Raw genomic sequence first — 14,203 nt, forward strand, 5'->3', positions numbered from 1 at the left:
TGCGTAGGGCTGAGCACCGGGCGTGGCAGGGTGCGGGTGTGCGGGGCTGAGCACGCACGGGCGTGGCGGCCAGCGGGTGTGCGCGTCGGTGTGCGTACGGACTGATCCCCCGCGCAGAAGCCCCTGCCCCCAGCGAGGGCCGAGCGCGGCGCCGCCGTGGCCTACGCTGGTCGGGTGACGACCCCGGAAGCTGAGCAGTCCCGCCCCGAGGAGCGGCTGGAACAGGCCGTACGGGCCGCCGAGCAGGCGTTGATCGAGTACGAGATCGCGGTGGAGACCTTCCGCGTCGAGATCGAGAACTTCTCGCGGCTCCACGAGCAGAAGCTCGGCCCGATGTACGCCCGGATCGAGGAGCTGGACGCGCGGATCGCCGAGGCCCGGGCCGCCCGCACCGGCGACCCGGAGGACGTCCGCAAGGCTCACGAGCTGCGGGCCCGCCTGACGCCGATCCCCGGCGTCGAAGAGCTGCTGCACGGCTGGATGGGCGGTGAGGGCCTGTTCCCGGAGGCCGCGGCGATGCTCACGGATCAGCCGGTCCGTCCCCCGCAGCGGGTCCGCCCCAGCGAGGAGGCGCGCAAGCTCTACCGCGACCTGGCCCGCAAGGCCCACCCGGATCTCGCGCAGGAGGAGGGGGAACGCAAGCGGCGTGAGGAGTTCATCACCCGCGTCAACGCCGCGTACGCCCGCGGCGACGAGACCGAGCTGAGCGAACTGGCCGAGGAGTGGGCCGCCGGACCCGAGCTGAAGCAGCGCCCGAGCCACGGCGAGGAGCTGTACGCCCGCCTCGAATGGCTCGCCCAGCGCAAGGAGCTGCTCACGCTGGTCGCGAAGGACCTGGAGGAGAGTGCCATCGGCGCGATGCTCCGGCTCGCCCCGGACGACCCGGACGGACTCCTGGACGACATCGCCCAGCAGCTGCTGACGCAGATCACCGAGCGCGAGACCGAGCTGGCGGCGCTGCTCGGGTAGCGTCGGAGGTATGAACTTCGGAGCTGGTGTGCCCACGGTCCAGGTCGCGGACCTCAAGGACGACGACTTCCTGCTGGACGTCCGCGAGGACGACGAGTGGAAGGCCGGTCACGCCGAAGGCGCGCTGCACATCCCCATCAGTGAGTTCGTCGCCCGCTACGGCGAGCTGACCGAGGCGGCCCCGCAGGACGGCCGCGTCCACGTGATCTGCCGCTCTGGCGGACGGTCGGCGCAGGTCACGATGTACCTGGTCCAGCAGGGCATCGACGCGGTGAACGTCGACGGCGGCATGCAGGTGTGGGAGGCCGTGGGCCGTCCCGTCGTGACCGACGAGGGACAGCCGGGTCACGTGATCTAGGTCACCGTCGCGTTCTTCCCTCGACGGTCTGTCCGTCGGCAGGGCTTGCGGCAGGGGCGGCGCGGCCGCCGGCGTGCGGGGTCGGTGGGAGCGGTCCGACCGGGCGGATCGGCCGCACCGGCGAGCGGGGCGGTCAGCCCAGTGGATGCGCCGCCAGGAGGTCGCCCAGGGCCTCCTCGTGTGCCGCCGCCGGGCCGAGGGACAGTTCCAGGTGCTTGGCCCAGGCGTGGTACCGGTGCAGCGGATAGTCCACGTCGGCGCCGAACCCGCCGTGCAGATGCTGAGCGGTCTGCACGACCCGCCGTACGCCCTCCGCCGCCCAGATCTTCGCGACGCCTACGTCCCCCGAGGCGGGCAGCGCACCCGGTGCTCCCGAGCCGATCCGCCAGGCGGCCTGCCACAGCGTGGCCTCCATCGCGCGCAGGTCGATGTACCGGTCGGCGGCCTGCATCGCGACAGCCTGGAACGTGGCGAGCGGATACCCGAACTGCTCCCGCTTGCCCGTGTACTCGGCGGTCATCCGCAGTACGCGCTCCCCGAGCCCGAGCGCCAGCGCGCACGTCCCCGTGGCCATCAGATCACGCACCCACTCCCACGCCCCCTCCGTGTCGATCACGTCCCGCTCGGCGATCAGCACTGACTCCAGCCGCAGCTCCCCGAGCCGCTCACCGCTGGTGGAGACCTGCTCGGCCCGCACGACCCCGTCCCCCTCACGCGGCACCAGGGCGAGAACGGTCCGGTCGGCCGCCGTCCGTGCGGGTACGAGCGTGAAGTCCGCGTCGTACACCCACGGCACCGCCGTCTGTACCCCGTCCAGCACCCACCCGGCACTGTCCTGCCGCGCGGTCACCGCCAGCTCGGCCGGATCGTGGCCGGTACGGCCGTGCGCGGCGACGGTCAGCACGACCTCACCGCGGCCCGCGCGGGCGAGCAGCGCCGACTTCACCTCCTGGCTCCCGTAGGCCTGCACGGCTGCCGCGGCGGCGCTGTTCTCCAGCAGCGGCACCCGGGCGAGCACCTTCGACGATTCGCGCAGCACCAGGCACAGCGCGATGGCGTCCAGCCCCGCACCGCCGTACTCGGCGTCCAGCAGCAGGCTCAGCAGGTCCGCGTCGGCGAGCCTGGCCCACAGGGCGCGGTCATGGCCGTCGGCGACGGCACCCGCCATCAGCGCTGGACTGGGCACGGCGTCCGGCGCGACCCGGGCGAACACTCCCCGCGCCGCCTCGGCCGCCGCCTGCTGCTCGTCGCTGAAGGTGAAGTCCACGGTCCTGTCCTCCCGGCGCTCCGGCGGATCGGCCATCTGACGGAGCGTCAACATAGAACACGTTCCAGGAGAACGGAACGGTCGGGGCACACCCCGGCGGCCCGGCGGTTCGAGGGCCCGGCGGCCGTCGCCGTCGAACCGTCACCTCCGGCCACGCCCGGTGCTCAGCGGTCGAAGTCCAGCTCCACCCGTTCCGTCACCGGATGCGACTGGCACGCCAGGACGTACCCTGCCTCCGTCTCCTCCTGCTCCAGGGCGAAGTTGCGGTCCATCCGCACCTCGCCCGAGACCAGGAAGGCCCGGCACGTCCCGCACACCCCGCCCTTGCAGGCGTAGGGCGCGTCGGGCCGGTTGCGCAGCACCGTCTCCAGCAGCGACTCGCCGTCCTGCACCGGCCAGGTCCCACCGCGTCCGTCGAGCCGGGCGGTGACCGTGCTGTGCGACGGGGCGGGTGCTCGTGGGGCGAGGGCGGTGCCGGCGTCCACGTGGAAGATCTCCTCGTGGATGCGGGTCCGAGCCACGCCCAGCCCGCGCAGCGCCCGTTCCGCCTGCTGCACCAGCCCGTACGGTCCGCACAGGAACCAGCCGTCGACCCGCTCCACCGGGACCAGCGCCGGAAGCAGTCCCGTCAGCCGCTCCTGGTCGAGCCGCCCGGACGGCAGCCCGGCCTGCTGCTCCTCGCGGGAGAGAACCGTCACCAGCTGGAGACGGTCCGGGTAGCGGTCCTTCAGGTCGGCGACCTCCTCCAGGAACATCGTCGAGGCGGTCGTCCGGTCGCTGCGTACCAGGCAGAACCGGGCCCGCGGCTCGCGCGCCAGCAGCGTCGAGACGATCGACAGCACGGGCGTGATGCCGCTGCCGCCGACGATCGCGGCGTACAGGCCGGGTGCGGGGTGCAGCGTGAACCGGCCGGCCGGGGTCATCACCTCCAGCTCGTCCCCGATGCCGATCTCCTTGAGCGCGTACGTCGAGAAGGCCCCGCCCTCCACGAGCCGCACGCCGACCCGCAGGGTGCTCGGTCCCTCGCCGTCCGGTGCCGGGGAGCAGATGGAGTAGGTGCGCCGTATCTCCTGCCCGTCGGCGGTGCGCCGCAGGGCGAGGTGCTGGCCCGGGGCGTGCCGGTACTCCTCGCGCAGTTCGGGGGGCACGGTGAGAGTGAGCGCCACGGAGTCGTCGGTGAGCCGGTCGACCGCGGCCACCCGGAGCCGGTGGAAGCGCGCCATCACAACTCCTTGAAGTGGTCGAACGGTTCGCGGCAGGCCAGGCACCGGCGCAGCGCCTTGCACGCGGTGGAGGAGAACCGGCTGAGCAGCTCGGTGTCGGCGGAGCCGCAGTGCGGGCAGCGGACGGGGTCCGCCAGGCCGCCGACGGTACCGCCCTCGTCGGCGTCGAGGGTGCGCGTCGGTCCCAGCGCGACGGTGACCGGCCCGCCGCCGCCCGGCTGCCGTACGCGCGGCGGAGCGATGCCGAACTCCCGCAGCTTGCGGCGCCCTTCCTGGGTGATGTCGTCCGTCGACCAGGCGGGTGTGAGCACCGTGCGGACGCTGACCTCCCGCATGCCGTGCTCGCGCAGCACCCGCTCTATGTCCAGGGACATCGCCTCGACAGCCGGGCAGCCGGTGTACGTCGGGGTCAGCTCGACCTCGACCGCGTCCGCGCCGCGTACATGCACCGCGCGCAGGACGCCCAGTTCGCGCAGGGTGAGCACCGGAAGCTCGGGGTCAGGCACCGACCCGGCGAGCTCCAGCAGTTCCGCCTCCAGCGGGGTGACCGTCACCATGTCGCCCCCGGGTGGCTGCGGCGCAGGTGCTGCATCTCGGCGAGCATGCGCCCGAAGGGCTCGGTGTGCAGGCCCTGCCGGCCCGCCCCGGCCGACCAGGCTCCCGACCGCGGCCCTTCCGGCACCGTCAGGGTGGCCCGGCGCAGTACCTCGCCGACCTGTTCCAGCCAGAGGGACTCCAAGCCTGCCCAGTCGACGTCCAGTCCTTCCACCGGCTGGAACATCTCGCCGGTGTAGCGCCACAGGGCCTCCACGGCCCGCCGCATCCGCTCGTGGCTGACGTCCGTGCCGTCGCCGAGGCGCAGGGTCCACTGCTCGGCGTGGTCGCGGTGGTAGGCGACCTCCTTGACGGCCTTCGCCGCCAGCGGGGCGAACGGGCCGTCCGTGGCGGCCAGTTCCGTGTACAGCAGGTGCTGGTACGTGGAGAAGAACAGCTGGCGGGCGATGGTGTGGGCGAAGTCGCCGTTGGGCTGCTCCACCAACTGCAGGTTGCGGAACTCGCGTTCCTCACGCAGGTACGCCAGCTCGTCCTCGTCGCCCACCATCGACAGCAGCACCCGGGCCTGGCCCAGCAGGTCCAGGGCGATGTTGGCGAGGGCGACCTCCTCCTCCAGTACGGGCGCGTGGCCCGCCCATTCGCCCAGGCGGTGGGAGAGCACCAGGGCGTCGTCGCCGAGCGAGAGGGCCGCCACGGCGGGGACGGACGTCGTCTCCGGGGTCGTCGTCACAGGTGCTGCACCCCCTCCGGGATCTCGTAGAACGTGGGGTGCCGGTAGGGCTTGTCGGCGGACGGCTCGAAGAACGGGTCCTTCTCGTCGGGCGAGGAGGCCGTGATCGCGGACGACGGCACGACCCAGATGGAGACACCCTCGCCGCGCCGGGTGTACAGGTCGCGCGCGTTGCGCAGGGCGAGTTCCGCGTCCGGCGCGTGCAGGCTGCCGGCGTGGGTGTGGGACAGGCCGCGGCGCGAGCGCACGAAGACCTCCCACAGGGGCCAGTCGGTGGTGGTCATGCCCGCGCCTCCTCGCGCTCGCCGGCGGGTTTGCCGGTGTTCTCCTCGGTGCGCCCGGCGGTGTGCTTGGCGGCGTAGGCCGCGGCCGCCTCCCTGACCCAGGCGCCCTCCTCGTGGGCCTGCCGGCGCTGGGTGAGCCGCTGCTCGTTGCACGGCCCGTTGCCCTTGAGGACCTCCCAGAACTCCGTCCAGTCGATCGGGCCGAAGTCGTAGTGCCCCCGCTCCTCGTTCCACTTCAGCTCGGGGTCCGGGAGGGTCAGGCCGAGGGACTCGGCCTGCGGGACGCAGATGTCGACGAAGCGCTGGCGCAGTTCGTCGTTGGAGTGCCGCTTGATCTTCCAGGCCATCGACTGCGCGGAGTGCTGCGAGGCGTCGTCGGGCGGACCGAACATCATCAGCGACGGCCACCACCAGCGATTCACCGCGTCCTGCGCCATCGCGTGCTGCTCCGGTGTGCCGCGACTGAGCGCCAGCAGCAGCTCGTAACCCTGGCGCTGGTGGAAGGACTCCTCCTTGCAGATACGGATCATCGCGCGCGCGTACGGCCCGTAGGAGCAGCGGCACAGGGGGACCTGGTTGGTGATCGCGGCGCCGTCCACCAGCCAGCCGATGGCTCCGACGTCGGCCCAGGTCAGCGTCGGGTAGTTGAAGATCGAGGAGTACTTCTGGCGGCCCGCGTGCAGCTTGTCGAGGAGTTCCTCGCGGCTGGTGCCGAGGGTCTCGGCGGCGCTGTACAGGTACAGGCCGTGCCCGGCCTCGTCCTGGACCTTGGCCATGAGGATGGCCTTGCGGCGCAGCGAGGGCGCGCGTGTGATCCAGTTGGCCTCCGGCTGCATGCCGATGATCTCGGAGTGGGCGTGCTGGGCGATCTGCCGGACCAGGGTCGCCCGGTAGGCGTCCGGCATCCAGTCGCGCGGCTCGATGCGCTCGTCTGCGGCCACGGCCGCGTCGAAGGCGCGCTCGTACGCGGCGGTGTCGCCGACGGCGCCCTCCGCGCCGTACGCCTGGCTGCCGGCCGTGTCGTGCGCGGCTGCTGTCGCCATGAGTCCCCCTCGACCTGGGCTCCGTTCGGAGCACGCTCCCGACCGATCGTTCGGTTCGTGCGATTCCATGGTGAGACGGCGGCCGTAAGGTGTCAACCGCTGTGGATAACCTGCGGGGGTCCCCTGTGGACGACGGCAGCCGCAGCGCCCACGCCCCCACGGGGCCGTACGGTCGCTGCCGGGGTGTGGCCATGGCCACGGGCCGACCGGTGGACGAGGGCTGTGCCTGGTGGGCGCGTATGAGTACCGTTCCGGTGCCGGTCGCGCGGACTTCGCGCACGGGAGGTGCGCGAGGGAACGACGCCCTGCGGCCGGGCGTACGGAACGACGGACCGGACCGGGAATCGGACCGGATGGGGACAACGGGCGGGATCGGGAACGGGGCGGAATGGACGCGTACGACAACGGCTCGGACGCCCGGCACGGGCCGGTCGAGCCGCACGGCCCCACCGAGCCGGAGAGCCCGACCGGCCCCACCGACGAGTGCCCGACCGGCCCGTACACCCCCGTCCCCAACCCACCGGCTTTCCCCACCCCACCCGCCGACCCCCGGACCGGCGTCGCCGCCCTGGCCCTCCGCTACCGGATCATCGCCGCGGTCGCGCTCGCGGTCGTCGCGGTCGGTGTCTGCGCGCACCTGGCGATGACGTTCCTGCACGTCGCGCCGGCGAACACGCTCAGCAAGGAGCACGGCACGGCGATCGACGAGTGGATCTACCCCGAGTTCGAGCAGAACTGGAAGCTCTTCGCGCCGAACCCGTTGCAGCAGAACATCTCCGTTCAGGTCCGGGCCGAGGTCCGCACCGCGGACGGCGCAACCCGCACCACCGGCTGGTACGACCTGTCCGCCCAGGACGGGCGGGCCATCGACGGCAACTTGCTGCCCAGCCACACCCAGCAGAACGAGCTGCGCCGGGCCTGGGACTTCTTCGTCGCCACCCACGGCAGCGACAACCGGCCGATCGGGCTGCGCGGCGCGCTGGCGGAGTCCTATCTGCGCCGGATAGGGGTGCTGCGCCTCGACCGGGAGGACGCGGCCGGGCGCGGCGGTCTCGTCGAACGCGTCCAGTTCCGCTCCCGTACCACCAACGTGCCCCCGCCCGAGTGGAGCCGCGAAGAGGCCCAGACGACACCGGTGTACCGCGAGCTGCCGTGGTGGCCGGTGCCGCAGGCCGAGGGAGGCGTGCGGTGAGAGGCTTCGCCCCGATCGAGGGAGTCGTGCGGTGAACCGCTTCGCCCTGTGCCTGTCCCGCGGTATCGCGCGCGTCACCGAGTCCGCGCTCGGTCCGTACCAGAGCGCCGTGGTCCGCGTCGGCATCGCCGCGACCTGGCTGCTGTTCCTGCTGCGCGAGTTTCCCCACCGCCATGAGCTGTACGGCCCCGACGGCCCGTGGAGCTGGGACCTGGCCGAGCAGCTGATCCGCGGCAACGGCGCCTTCACCGCGCTGATGTGGTCGAACGGCGCGCTGTGGTTCGAGGCGGTCTACGCCTTCGCCGTCCTGGCCAGTGCCCTGCTCGCGCTGGGCTGGCGCACCCGCACGATGTCGGTGCTGTTCATGGTCGGTGTGCTGTCGCTGCAGAACCGCAGCATCTTCATGGGGGACGGCGGCGACAACGTCCTGCACCTGATGTCGATCTACCTGGTGTTCACGCGCTGCGGCCAGGTGTGGTCGCTGGACGCACGGCGGGCGCGGCGCGAACGGGCCGCACGCGCGCGTGGGGAGCGGTTCCCGGACCGGGTCGGCCCCGCGCTGTGGGGCGTGTTCGGGTTCGTGCTGGTCGCGGCCACCCTGGCGGGCCGCTTCGACGGGGACTGGCTCATACCCGCGATCCTGTGGGGCGTCTGGTCGGCGCAGGCCCTGTGGTGGCTGGTGGGGCACCGTGCGCGGTCCGACCAGCCGCGCATCCTGCTCGATGTCGTCGCCAACATCGTCCACAACGGCACGCTGCTCGTGATCATGGCGGAGGCGTGTCTGATCTACGCCACGGCCGGCTGGTACAAGATCCAGGGCTCCCGCTGGCAGGACGGCACCGCGGTCTACTACCCGCTGCACCTGGAGTACTTCTCGCCCTGGCCCTCCCTCGCCGACCTGCTCTCCGCCAGCGGCACGATGGTGATGCTCGTGACGTACGGGACGGTCCTCGTGCAGGTCGCCTTCCCGTTCACCCTGTTCAACCGGCGGGTCAAGAACGTCCTGCTGGCCGCGATGATGACCGAGCACGCGGTGATCGCCGTCGTTCTCGGCCTGCCGTTCTTCTCCCTGGCCATGATCGCGGCGGACGCGGTCTTCCTGCCGACGTCCTTCCTGCGCCGGCTGGGAGGGTGGGCGGCACACGCGCGTGGGCGGCTGGTACGGCGCGGCGGCCGTACGACGGTGCCCGGGCAGCGCGCAAAGGAGAGCCCCGAGCACACGCACGTAGGCTTCACGGCATGACCGACCCCGTGACCTCCTGGCACCGTCTCGCCGACGGCAGCGTCCTGCTCGACGGCTTCCACGCCCTCAAGCACGCCCTGCGTTTCGGCGCCGAGGTCCCGGTGGCGGTCACCACCGACCGGTCCGCCGCGCTCGCGCTCGCCGACGACCTGGCCCCGGACGTACGGGACGCCCTGGACGCGCTGCTGACGGAGGTCCCGGAGGCGACGTACGCGGCCCTCGTGCCGCGCCCGCATCCCACCGCCGTGGCCGCGCTGGCCGTACGTCCCTCCCGCGCGGAGAACCTCGCGCGGCTGGCGCACACCGGGCGCAGGGCGCCTGTCGTGGTCCTCGACAACCCGCGCAACCTGGGTAACGCGGGGGCCGTGATCCGGCTGGCCGCCGGTTTCGGGGCGACCGGTGTGGTCACCACCGGCACGCTCGACCCCTGGCACCCCACCGTGGTGCGCGGTGGGGCGGGGCTGCACTTCGCGACCGCCGTGGAGCGGCTGGCCGTGGCCGAGCTGCCGCCCGGGCCGCTGTTCGCGCTCGACCCGGACGGCGAGGACATCCGCGGGCTGAAGCTGCCGGACGACGCGCTGCTGGCCTTCGGTTCGGAACGCAGCGGTCTGTCCGGCGCGCTCCGCGCGCGTGCCGACCATCTGGTGGCGCTGCCGATGCGCCCCCAGGTCTCCAGCTACAACCTCGCCACCAGTGTGGCCATGACGCTGTACCACTGGAGCGCCACCGGGGGCACACCGGCCTGAGCGGCTGCTACGCCTCCCGGCGCACCTCGACCACGCGGAAGCGGTTGGCCACGAACGCGCCGTCGCACAGGGCCGCGTTGGCGGCCGGGTTGCCGCCCGAGCCGTGGAAGTCGGAGAAGGCGGCCGTCTGGTTGACGTACACCCCGCCGGTGAGGTTGAGCGACAGCTGGGCGGCCTCCTCCAGGCACACCTCCTGGACCGCCTGCTCGACCTCCGCGTCGGTGGTGTAGGCGCCGACCGTCATGGCGCCCTTCTCGCGGATCGTACGCCGCAGCAGCTCCACCGCGTCCGACGCCGAGTCGACCGCGACGGCGAAGGAGACCGGTCCGAAGCACTCGCTCATGTAGGCCGCCTCGGCGTCCGGCTTGGCGCCGTCCAGCTTGACGATCACCGGTGTGCGCACCACCGCGCCCGGGAAGTCCGGGTTGCCGATCTCGCGTGAGGCCAGGGCGACCTCGCCCAGACCGGCGGCGGCCTCCAGGCGGGCCTTGACGTCCGGGTTGACGATGGCACCGAGCAGGGCGTTCGCGCGCGCGTCGTCGCCGAGGAGACCGTCCATCGCCTTGGCGAGGTCGGCGACCACCTCGTCGTACGACTTGGGGCCCTGGTCCGTGGTGATGCCCTCGCGGGGAATCAGCAGGTTCTGCGGGGTGGTGCACATCTGGCCGCTGTACAGCGACAGGGAGAACGCCAGGTTGGACAGCATGCCCTGGTAGTCGCCGGTCGAGTGCACGACCACCGTGTTGACGCCGGCCTTCTCGGTGTAGACCTCGGCCTGGCGGGCGTTGGCCTCCAGCCAGTCGCCGAAGGAGGTGGAGCCCGTGTAGTCGATGATCCTGATCTCCGGGCGGACGGCGAGCGTCTTGGCGATGCCCTCGCCGGGCCGCTCGGCGGCCAGGGCGACCAGGTTCGGGTCGAAGCCGGCCTCGGCGAGCACCTCGCGCGCGACCCGCACCGTGAGCGCGAGCGGCAGCACCGCGCGCGGGTGCGGCTTGACCAGGACCGCGTTGCCGGTGGCCAGGGAGGCGAACAGGCCCGGGTAGCCGTTCCACGTCGGGAAGGTGTTGCAGCCGATCACCAGGCCGATCCCGCGCGGCACGGGCGTGAACTGCTTGGTCAGCGCCAGCGGGTCGCGCTTGCCCTGAGGCTTGGTCCACTCCGCCGCGTCGGGTGTGCGGACCTGCTCCACGTACGCGTACGCCACCGCCTCCAGGCCGCGGTCCTGGGCGTGCGGGCCGCCCGCCTGGAACGCCATCATGAACGCCTGGCCGGAGGTGTGCATGACCGCGTGCGCGAACTCGTGCGTCCGGTCGCTGATCCGCTTGAGGATCTCCAGGCAGACCACCGCGCGCAGCTCCGCGCCCGCGTCCCGCCACGCGCGCTGCCCGGCCTTCATCGCCGGCAGCAGTACGTCGATGTCCGCGTGGGGGTAGGTCACGCCCAGTTCGATGCCGTACGGGGAGACCTCGCCGCCCACCCAGTCGTCCGTGCCGGGCTGGCCGAGGTCGAGGCGGGTGCCGAGCAGGGCGTCGAAGGCGGCCTTGCCCGCCGCGGCGTCCAGGCTGCCGTTCTCACCGTAGGCCTTGGGGTGCTCGGGGTGCGGGGACCAGTACGCGCGCGTGCGGATCGCTTCCAGCGCCTGGTCGAGAGTGGGCCGGTGCTTGGCGATGAGGTCGTGCGCGGTGAGTTCGGCGGCCATGCGGGACCAACTCCTCGTCTGAAGAACTCTTCGTCGAGTTCATGACCTGGGCAGAATCATGGGCAGAAACGGGCGGTCAGAGTTAGAGTAACCGAACGATCGGTCGGTTCAAGGGGGTCCGCCGCATCTGTGGAAAACCCCGTGCGGGAGGATCGCGCCCATGACAGCACTCGACCTCAGCAGCCCCGTGGCCGTCGTCGGCACCGGCACCATGGGCCAGGGCATCGCCCAGGTCGCGCTGGTCGCGGGCCATCCCGTCCGGCTCTACGACGCCGTCCCCGGTCGGGCACGGGAAGCGGCCGACGCGATCGGCGCCCGTCTCGACCGGCTCGTAGAGAAGGAGCGGCTCGCCGGCGCCGACCGGGACGCCGCACGGGCCCGGCTGAAGCCCGCCGAGAGCCTGGCCGAGCTCGCGGACTGCGCCCTGGTCGTCGAGGCGGTCCTGGAGCGGCTGGAGGTGAAGCAGGAGCTGTTCCGCGAGCTGGAGGACATCGTCGCCGGCGACTGCCTGCTCGCCACCAACACCTCGTCCCTGTCCGTCACCGCCGTCGGCGGCGCCCTGCGCGCGCCCGGCCGCCTCGTCGGGCTGCACTTCTTCAACCCCGCGCCGCTGATGCCGCTCGTCGAGGTCGTCTCCGGGTTCGCCACCGACGTCACGTCGGCCACGCGCGCGTACGAGACCGCCCGCGCCTGGGGCAAGACCCCCGTCGCCTGCGCCGACACCCCCGGCTTCATCGTCAACCGCATCGCCCGGCCCTTCTACGCCGAGGCCTTCGCGGTCTACGAGTCCCAGGGCGCCGACCCGGCCACCATCGACGCCGTGCTGCGCGAGTCCGGCGGGTTCAAGATGGGCGCCTTCGAACTCACCGACCTCATCGGGCAGGACGTCAACGAGTCCGTCACGCACTCGGTGTGGCAGTCCTTCTTCCAGGACGTGCGCTTCGCCCCGTCCCTCGCCCAGCGGCGCCTGGTCGAGTCGGGCCGCCTCGGCCGCAAGACCGGGCAGGGCTGGTATGAGTATCGCGATGAGACCGGGGCCGTCGAGCGCCCCGAACCGCACACCGCGGAGCGGGAGCGGCCGCCCGCGTACGTCGTCGCCGAGGGCGACCTGGGCCCGGCCTCGGACCTGCTGCCGCTGATCCGCGAGGCGGGCATCCAGGTCCGCGAGGAGGACGAGGACAACGGCACCCGCCTGGTGCTGCCGAGCGGCGGCCAGCTGGTCCTCGCCGACGGCCAGACGTCGGTGGAGTTCCGGGACGTCGTCTACTTCGACCTCGCCCTCGACTACCGCAGGGCCACCCGCATCGCCCTGTCCGCCTCCCAGGACACCTCCCCGCTGACTCTGGCCGAGGCCACCGGCCTCTTCCAGGCGCTCGGCAAGAAGGTCAGCGTCATCGGCGACGTGCCCGGCATGATCGTCGCCCGTACGGTCGCGCGGATCGTCGACCTGGCGCACGACGCCGTCGCCAAGGGCGTGGCCACCGAGGAGGACGTCGACACCGCGATGCGGCTCGGCGTCAACTACCCCCTGGGACCCTTCGAGTGGAGCCGCAGGCTCGGCCGGGACTGGGCCTACGCGCTCCTCGACGACCTCCACCTGCGCGACCCCTCCGGCCGCTACGCGCCGTCCCTCGCGCTGTACCGCCACGCGCACGCCTCCGACAAGCGGGAGGGCACCGCCTCATGACCACGGCCAAGCGCGACACGTACACCCCGGAGACGCTGCTGTCCGTCGCCGTCCAGGTGTTCAACGAACGCGGCTACGACGGCACCTCCATGGAGCACCTCTCCAAGGCGGCCGGCATCTCCAAGTCGTCGATTTACCACCACGTCGCCGGCAAGGAGGAGCTGCTGCGCCGCGCCGTGAGCCGCGCGCTGGACGGCCTCTTCGGCATCCTCGACGAGGAGCACGCGCGCGTGGGGCCCGCCGCCGAGCGCCTGGAGCACGTCGTACGGCGCATGGTCGAGGTGCTCATCGCCGAACTGCCCTACGTGACGCTGCTGCTGCGCGTGCGCGGCAACACGGACACCGAGCGGTGGGCGCTGGAGCGGCGCCGCGAGTTCGACCACCGGGTGGCCGAGCTGCTGAAGGCGGCGGCGGCCGAGGGGGACGTGCGCGGCGACATAGAGTCGCGGCTGGTGACCCGGCTGGTCTTCGGGATGATCAACTCCATCGTGGAGTGGTACCGGCCCGACGTCCGCGGCGTGGGCGAGCGCGAGGTGGCCGACGCGGTGGTGCGGCTGGCGTTCGGAGGACTGCGCAAGGACGCCTGAGGGCTGACGGGCTCACCCCTGCGGTTCCAGGTCCTCCTCCTCGAACACCAGGAGCGTGCGCGTGCTGAGCACCTCGGGGATGGCCTGGAGCCGGGTGAGCACCAGCTCGCGCAGCGCGCGGTTGTCGGGCGTGTGCACCAGCAGCAGCACGTCGAAGTCCCCGCCGACCAGGGCGATGTGGGAGGCGCCGGGCAGCTGCCGGAGCTGCTCGCGCACCGTGCGCCAGGAGTTCTGGACGATCTTCAGGGTGATGTACGCGGACGTGCCCTGGCCCGCCCGCTCGTGGTCGACCCGGGCGCCGAAGCCCCGGATGACCCCGTCCTCGACGAGCCGGTTGATGCGCGCGTAGGCGTTCGCGCGGGAGACGTGCACCCGTTCGGCGACCGAACGGATCGAGGCGCGGCCGTCCGCCTGGAGCATGCGCAGGATGTCCTGGTCTACGGCGTCCAGGGGACGCGGGGGCGCCGGAGCGGCGCTGTCCTGCGAGCCGTCGGCCATTTGTTCAGATGCCACCTGCCCCCGCCTCCCTGGCATGGACGTACTGCGTCCATCTCAGGCTGTGGAGAACCGTTTGTCCACAGCCTGGGGTCACCCGTAGCCAAAATGTGCCGACGACCGAA

General features: G+C 72.3%; 15 protein-coding genes. 7 read left to right on the forward strand and 8 right to left on the reverse strand.

Annotation, left to right across the window (positions count from 1 at the left end):
• Window positions 1-174 precede the first annotated feature (174 nt).
• A complete protein-coding gene (locus ACFPZJ_RS09400) occupies window positions 175-969 on the forward strand; it encodes a hypothetical protein (protein WP_381019479.1) in 795 nt (264 codons plus the stop codon).
• A gap of 28 nt (window positions 970-997) precedes the next feature.
• The gene (locus ACFPZJ_RS09405) at window positions 998-1,327 is read left to right on the forward strand and encodes a rhodanese-like domain-containing protein (RefSeq protein ID WP_381020148.1); all 330 of its coding nucleotides are present in this window, start codon (window positions 998-1,000) and stop codon (window positions 1,325-1,327) included.
• 133 nt (window positions 1,328-1,460) lie between these two features.
• Here ACFPZJ_RS09405 and ACFPZJ_RS09410 read toward each other — a convergent pair whose 3' ends face one another.
• From ACFPZJ_RS09410 to paaA, 6 genes are all read right to left on the reverse strand, one after another.
• Window positions 1,461-2,594 (reverse strand): acyl-CoA dehydrogenase family protein, encoded by a 1,134-nt coding sequence (locus tag ACFPZJ_RS09410; protein ID WP_381020150.1) that lies wholly within the window; start codon window positions 2,592-2,594, stop codon window positions 1,461-1,463.
• A 164-nt stretch (window positions 2,595-2,758) separates the two neighbouring features.
• Window positions 2,759-3,817 (reverse strand): 1,2-phenylacetyl-CoA epoxidase subunit PaaE, encoded by a 1,059-nt coding sequence (gene paaE, locus ACFPZJ_RS09415; protein ID WP_381019481.1) that lies wholly within the window; start codon window positions 3,815-3,817, stop codon window positions 2,759-2,761.
• The gene (paaD, locus tag ACFPZJ_RS09420) at window positions 3,817-4,374 is read right to left on the reverse strand and encodes a 1,2-phenylacetyl-CoA epoxidase subunit PaaD (RefSeq protein WP_381019483.1); all 558 of its coding nucleotides are present in this window, start codon (window positions 4,372-4,374) and stop codon (window positions 3,817-3,819) included. Before paaD ends, paaE begins: the two co-directional genes overlap by 1 nt.
• Complete coding sequence (gene paaC / locus ACFPZJ_RS09425; RefSeq protein WP_381019485.1) at window positions 4,368-5,102, reverse strand: 1,2-phenylacetyl-CoA epoxidase subunit PaaC; 735 nt, start codon at window positions 5,100-5,102, stop codon at window positions 4,368-4,370. The genes paaD and paaC overlap by 7 nt, the downstream gene beginning before the upstream one ends.
• Window positions 5,099-5,386, reverse strand: coding sequence for a 1,2-phenylacetyl-CoA epoxidase subunit PaaB (paaB, locus tag ACFPZJ_RS09430; RefSeq protein ID WP_344015335.1), 288 nt, complete (start codon window positions 5,384-5,386; stop codon window positions 5,099-5,101). Before paaB ends, paaC begins: the two co-directional genes overlap by 4 nt.
• Window positions 5,383-6,429 carry a 1,2-phenylacetyl-CoA epoxidase subunit PaaA gene (paaA, locus tag ACFPZJ_RS09435; RefSeq protein WP_381019487.1) on the reverse strand — a complete coding sequence of 349 codons (1,047 nt, stop codon included), beginning with the start codon at window positions 6,427-6,429 and terminating at the stop codon, window positions 5,383-5,385. Before paaA ends, paaB begins: the two co-directional genes overlap by 4 nt.
• Window positions 6,430-6,817: 388 nt before the next feature.
• Between paaA and ACFPZJ_RS09440 the strand changes: the two genes are divergently transcribed.
• Genes ACFPZJ_RS09440 through ACFPZJ_RS09450 form a run of 3 tightly spaced genes read left to right on the forward strand, consistent with a single transcriptional unit; the run spans window position 6,818 to window position 9,610 of the window.
• Window positions 6,818-7,621 (forward strand): DUF5819 family protein, encoded by an 804-nt coding sequence (locus ACFPZJ_RS09440; protein WP_381019489.1) that lies wholly within the window; start codon window positions 6,818-6,820, stop codon window positions 7,619-7,621.
• A gap of 31 nt (window positions 7,622-7,652) precedes the next feature.
• A complete protein-coding gene (locus ACFPZJ_RS09445) occupies window positions 7,653-8,864 on the forward strand; it encodes an HTTM domain-containing protein (RefSeq protein ID WP_381019491.1) in 1,212 nt (403 codons plus the stop codon).
• Window positions 8,861-9,610 carry a TrmH family RNA methyltransferase gene (locus tag ACFPZJ_RS09450; RefSeq protein WP_381019493.1) on the forward strand — a complete coding sequence of 250 codons (750 nt, stop codon included), beginning with the start codon at window positions 8,861-8,863 and terminating at the stop codon, window positions 9,608-9,610. The genes ACFPZJ_RS09445 and ACFPZJ_RS09450 overlap by 4 nt, the downstream gene beginning before the upstream one ends.
• 7 nt (window positions 9,611-9,617) lie before the next feature.
• On the opposite strand, the gene paaN is transcribed toward ACFPZJ_RS09450, so the two are convergent.
• Window positions 9,618-11,309 carry a phenylacetic acid degradation protein PaaN gene (gene paaN / locus ACFPZJ_RS09455; RefSeq protein ID WP_381019495.1) on the reverse strand — a complete coding sequence of 564 codons (1,692 nt, stop codon included), beginning with the start codon at window positions 11,307-11,309 and terminating at the stop codon, window positions 9,618-9,620.
• Between the two features lie 160 nt (window positions 11,310-11,469).
• On the opposite strand from paaN, the gene ACFPZJ_RS09460 reads away from it, so the two are divergent.
• Both ACFPZJ_RS09460 and ACFPZJ_RS09465 read left to right on the forward strand, forming a co-directional pair.
• On the forward strand, window positions 11,470-12,996 hold the full coding sequence (locus ACFPZJ_RS09460; protein WP_381019497.1) for a 3-hydroxyacyl-CoA dehydrogenase: 1,527 nt from the start codon (window positions 11,470-11,472) through the stop codon (window positions 12,994-12,996).
• Window positions 12,993-13,583 carry a TetR/AcrR family transcriptional regulator gene (locus ACFPZJ_RS09465; protein WP_381019498.1) on the forward strand — a complete coding sequence of 197 codons (591 nt, stop codon included), beginning with the start codon at window positions 12,993-12,995 and terminating at the stop codon, window positions 13,581-13,583. The genes ACFPZJ_RS09460 and ACFPZJ_RS09465 overlap by 4 nt, the downstream gene beginning before the upstream one ends.
• A gap of 12 nt (window positions 13,584-13,595) precedes the next feature.
• Here the strand turns inward: ACFPZJ_RS09465 and ACFPZJ_RS09470 are convergent, their stop codons facing one another.
• Entirely contained in the window at window positions 13,596-14,081 is a 486-nt protein-coding gene (locus ACFPZJ_RS09470; protein WP_381020152.1) for an Lrp/AsnC family transcriptional regulator, read from the reverse strand.
• Between the last annotated feature and the right edge of the window lie 122 nt (window positions 14,082-14,203).

It is taken from the genome of Streptomyces bullii, assembly GCF_042657145.1.
Taxonomy (GTDB): Bacteria; Actinomycetota; Actinomycetes; order Streptomycetales; family Streptomycetaceae; genus Streptomyces; species Streptomyces bullii.

Bases quoted from the DNA above. Each gene is read 5' to 3' on its own strand.
- paaE (WP_381019481.1), bottom strand. From the start codon at position 3,817: ATGGCGCGCTTCCACCGGCTCCGGGTGGCCGCGGTCGACCGGCTCACC.
- paaD (WP_381019483.1), bottom strand. From the start codon at position 4,374: ATGGTGACGGTCACCCCGCTGGAGGCGGAACTGCTGGAGCTCGCCGGG.
- paaB (WP_344015335.1), bottom strand. From the start codon at position 5,386: ATGACCACCACCGACTGGCCCCTGTGGGAGGTCTTCGTGCGCTCGCGC.
- paaA (WP_381019487.1), bottom strand. From the start codon at position 6,429: ATGGCGACAGCAGCCGCGCACGACACGGCCGGCAGCCAGGCGTACGGC.
- ACFPZJ_RS09440 (WP_381019489.1), top strand. From the start codon at position 6,818: ATGGACGCGTACGACAACGGCTCGGACGCCCGGCACGGGCCGGTCGAG.
- ACFPZJ_RS09450 (WP_381019493.1), top strand. From the start codon at position 8,861: ATGACCGACCCCGTGACCTCCTGGCACCGTCTCGCCGACGGCAGCGTC.
- paaN (WP_381019495.1), bottom strand. From the start codon at position 11,309: ATGGCCGCCGAACTCACCGCGCACGACCTCATCGCCAAGCACCGGCCC.
- ACFPZJ_RS09460 (WP_381019497.1), top strand. From the start codon at position 11,470: ATGACAGCACTCGACCTCAGCAGCCCCGTGGCCGTCGTCGGCACCGGC.
- ACFPZJ_RS09465 (WP_381019498.1), top strand. From the start codon at position 12,993: ATGACCACGGCCAAGCGCGACACGTACACCCCGGAGACGCTGCTGTCC.
- ACFPZJ_RS09470 (WP_381020152.1), bottom strand. From the start codon at position 14,081: ATGGCCGACGGCTCGCAGGACAGCGCCGCTCCGGCGCCCCCGCGTCCC.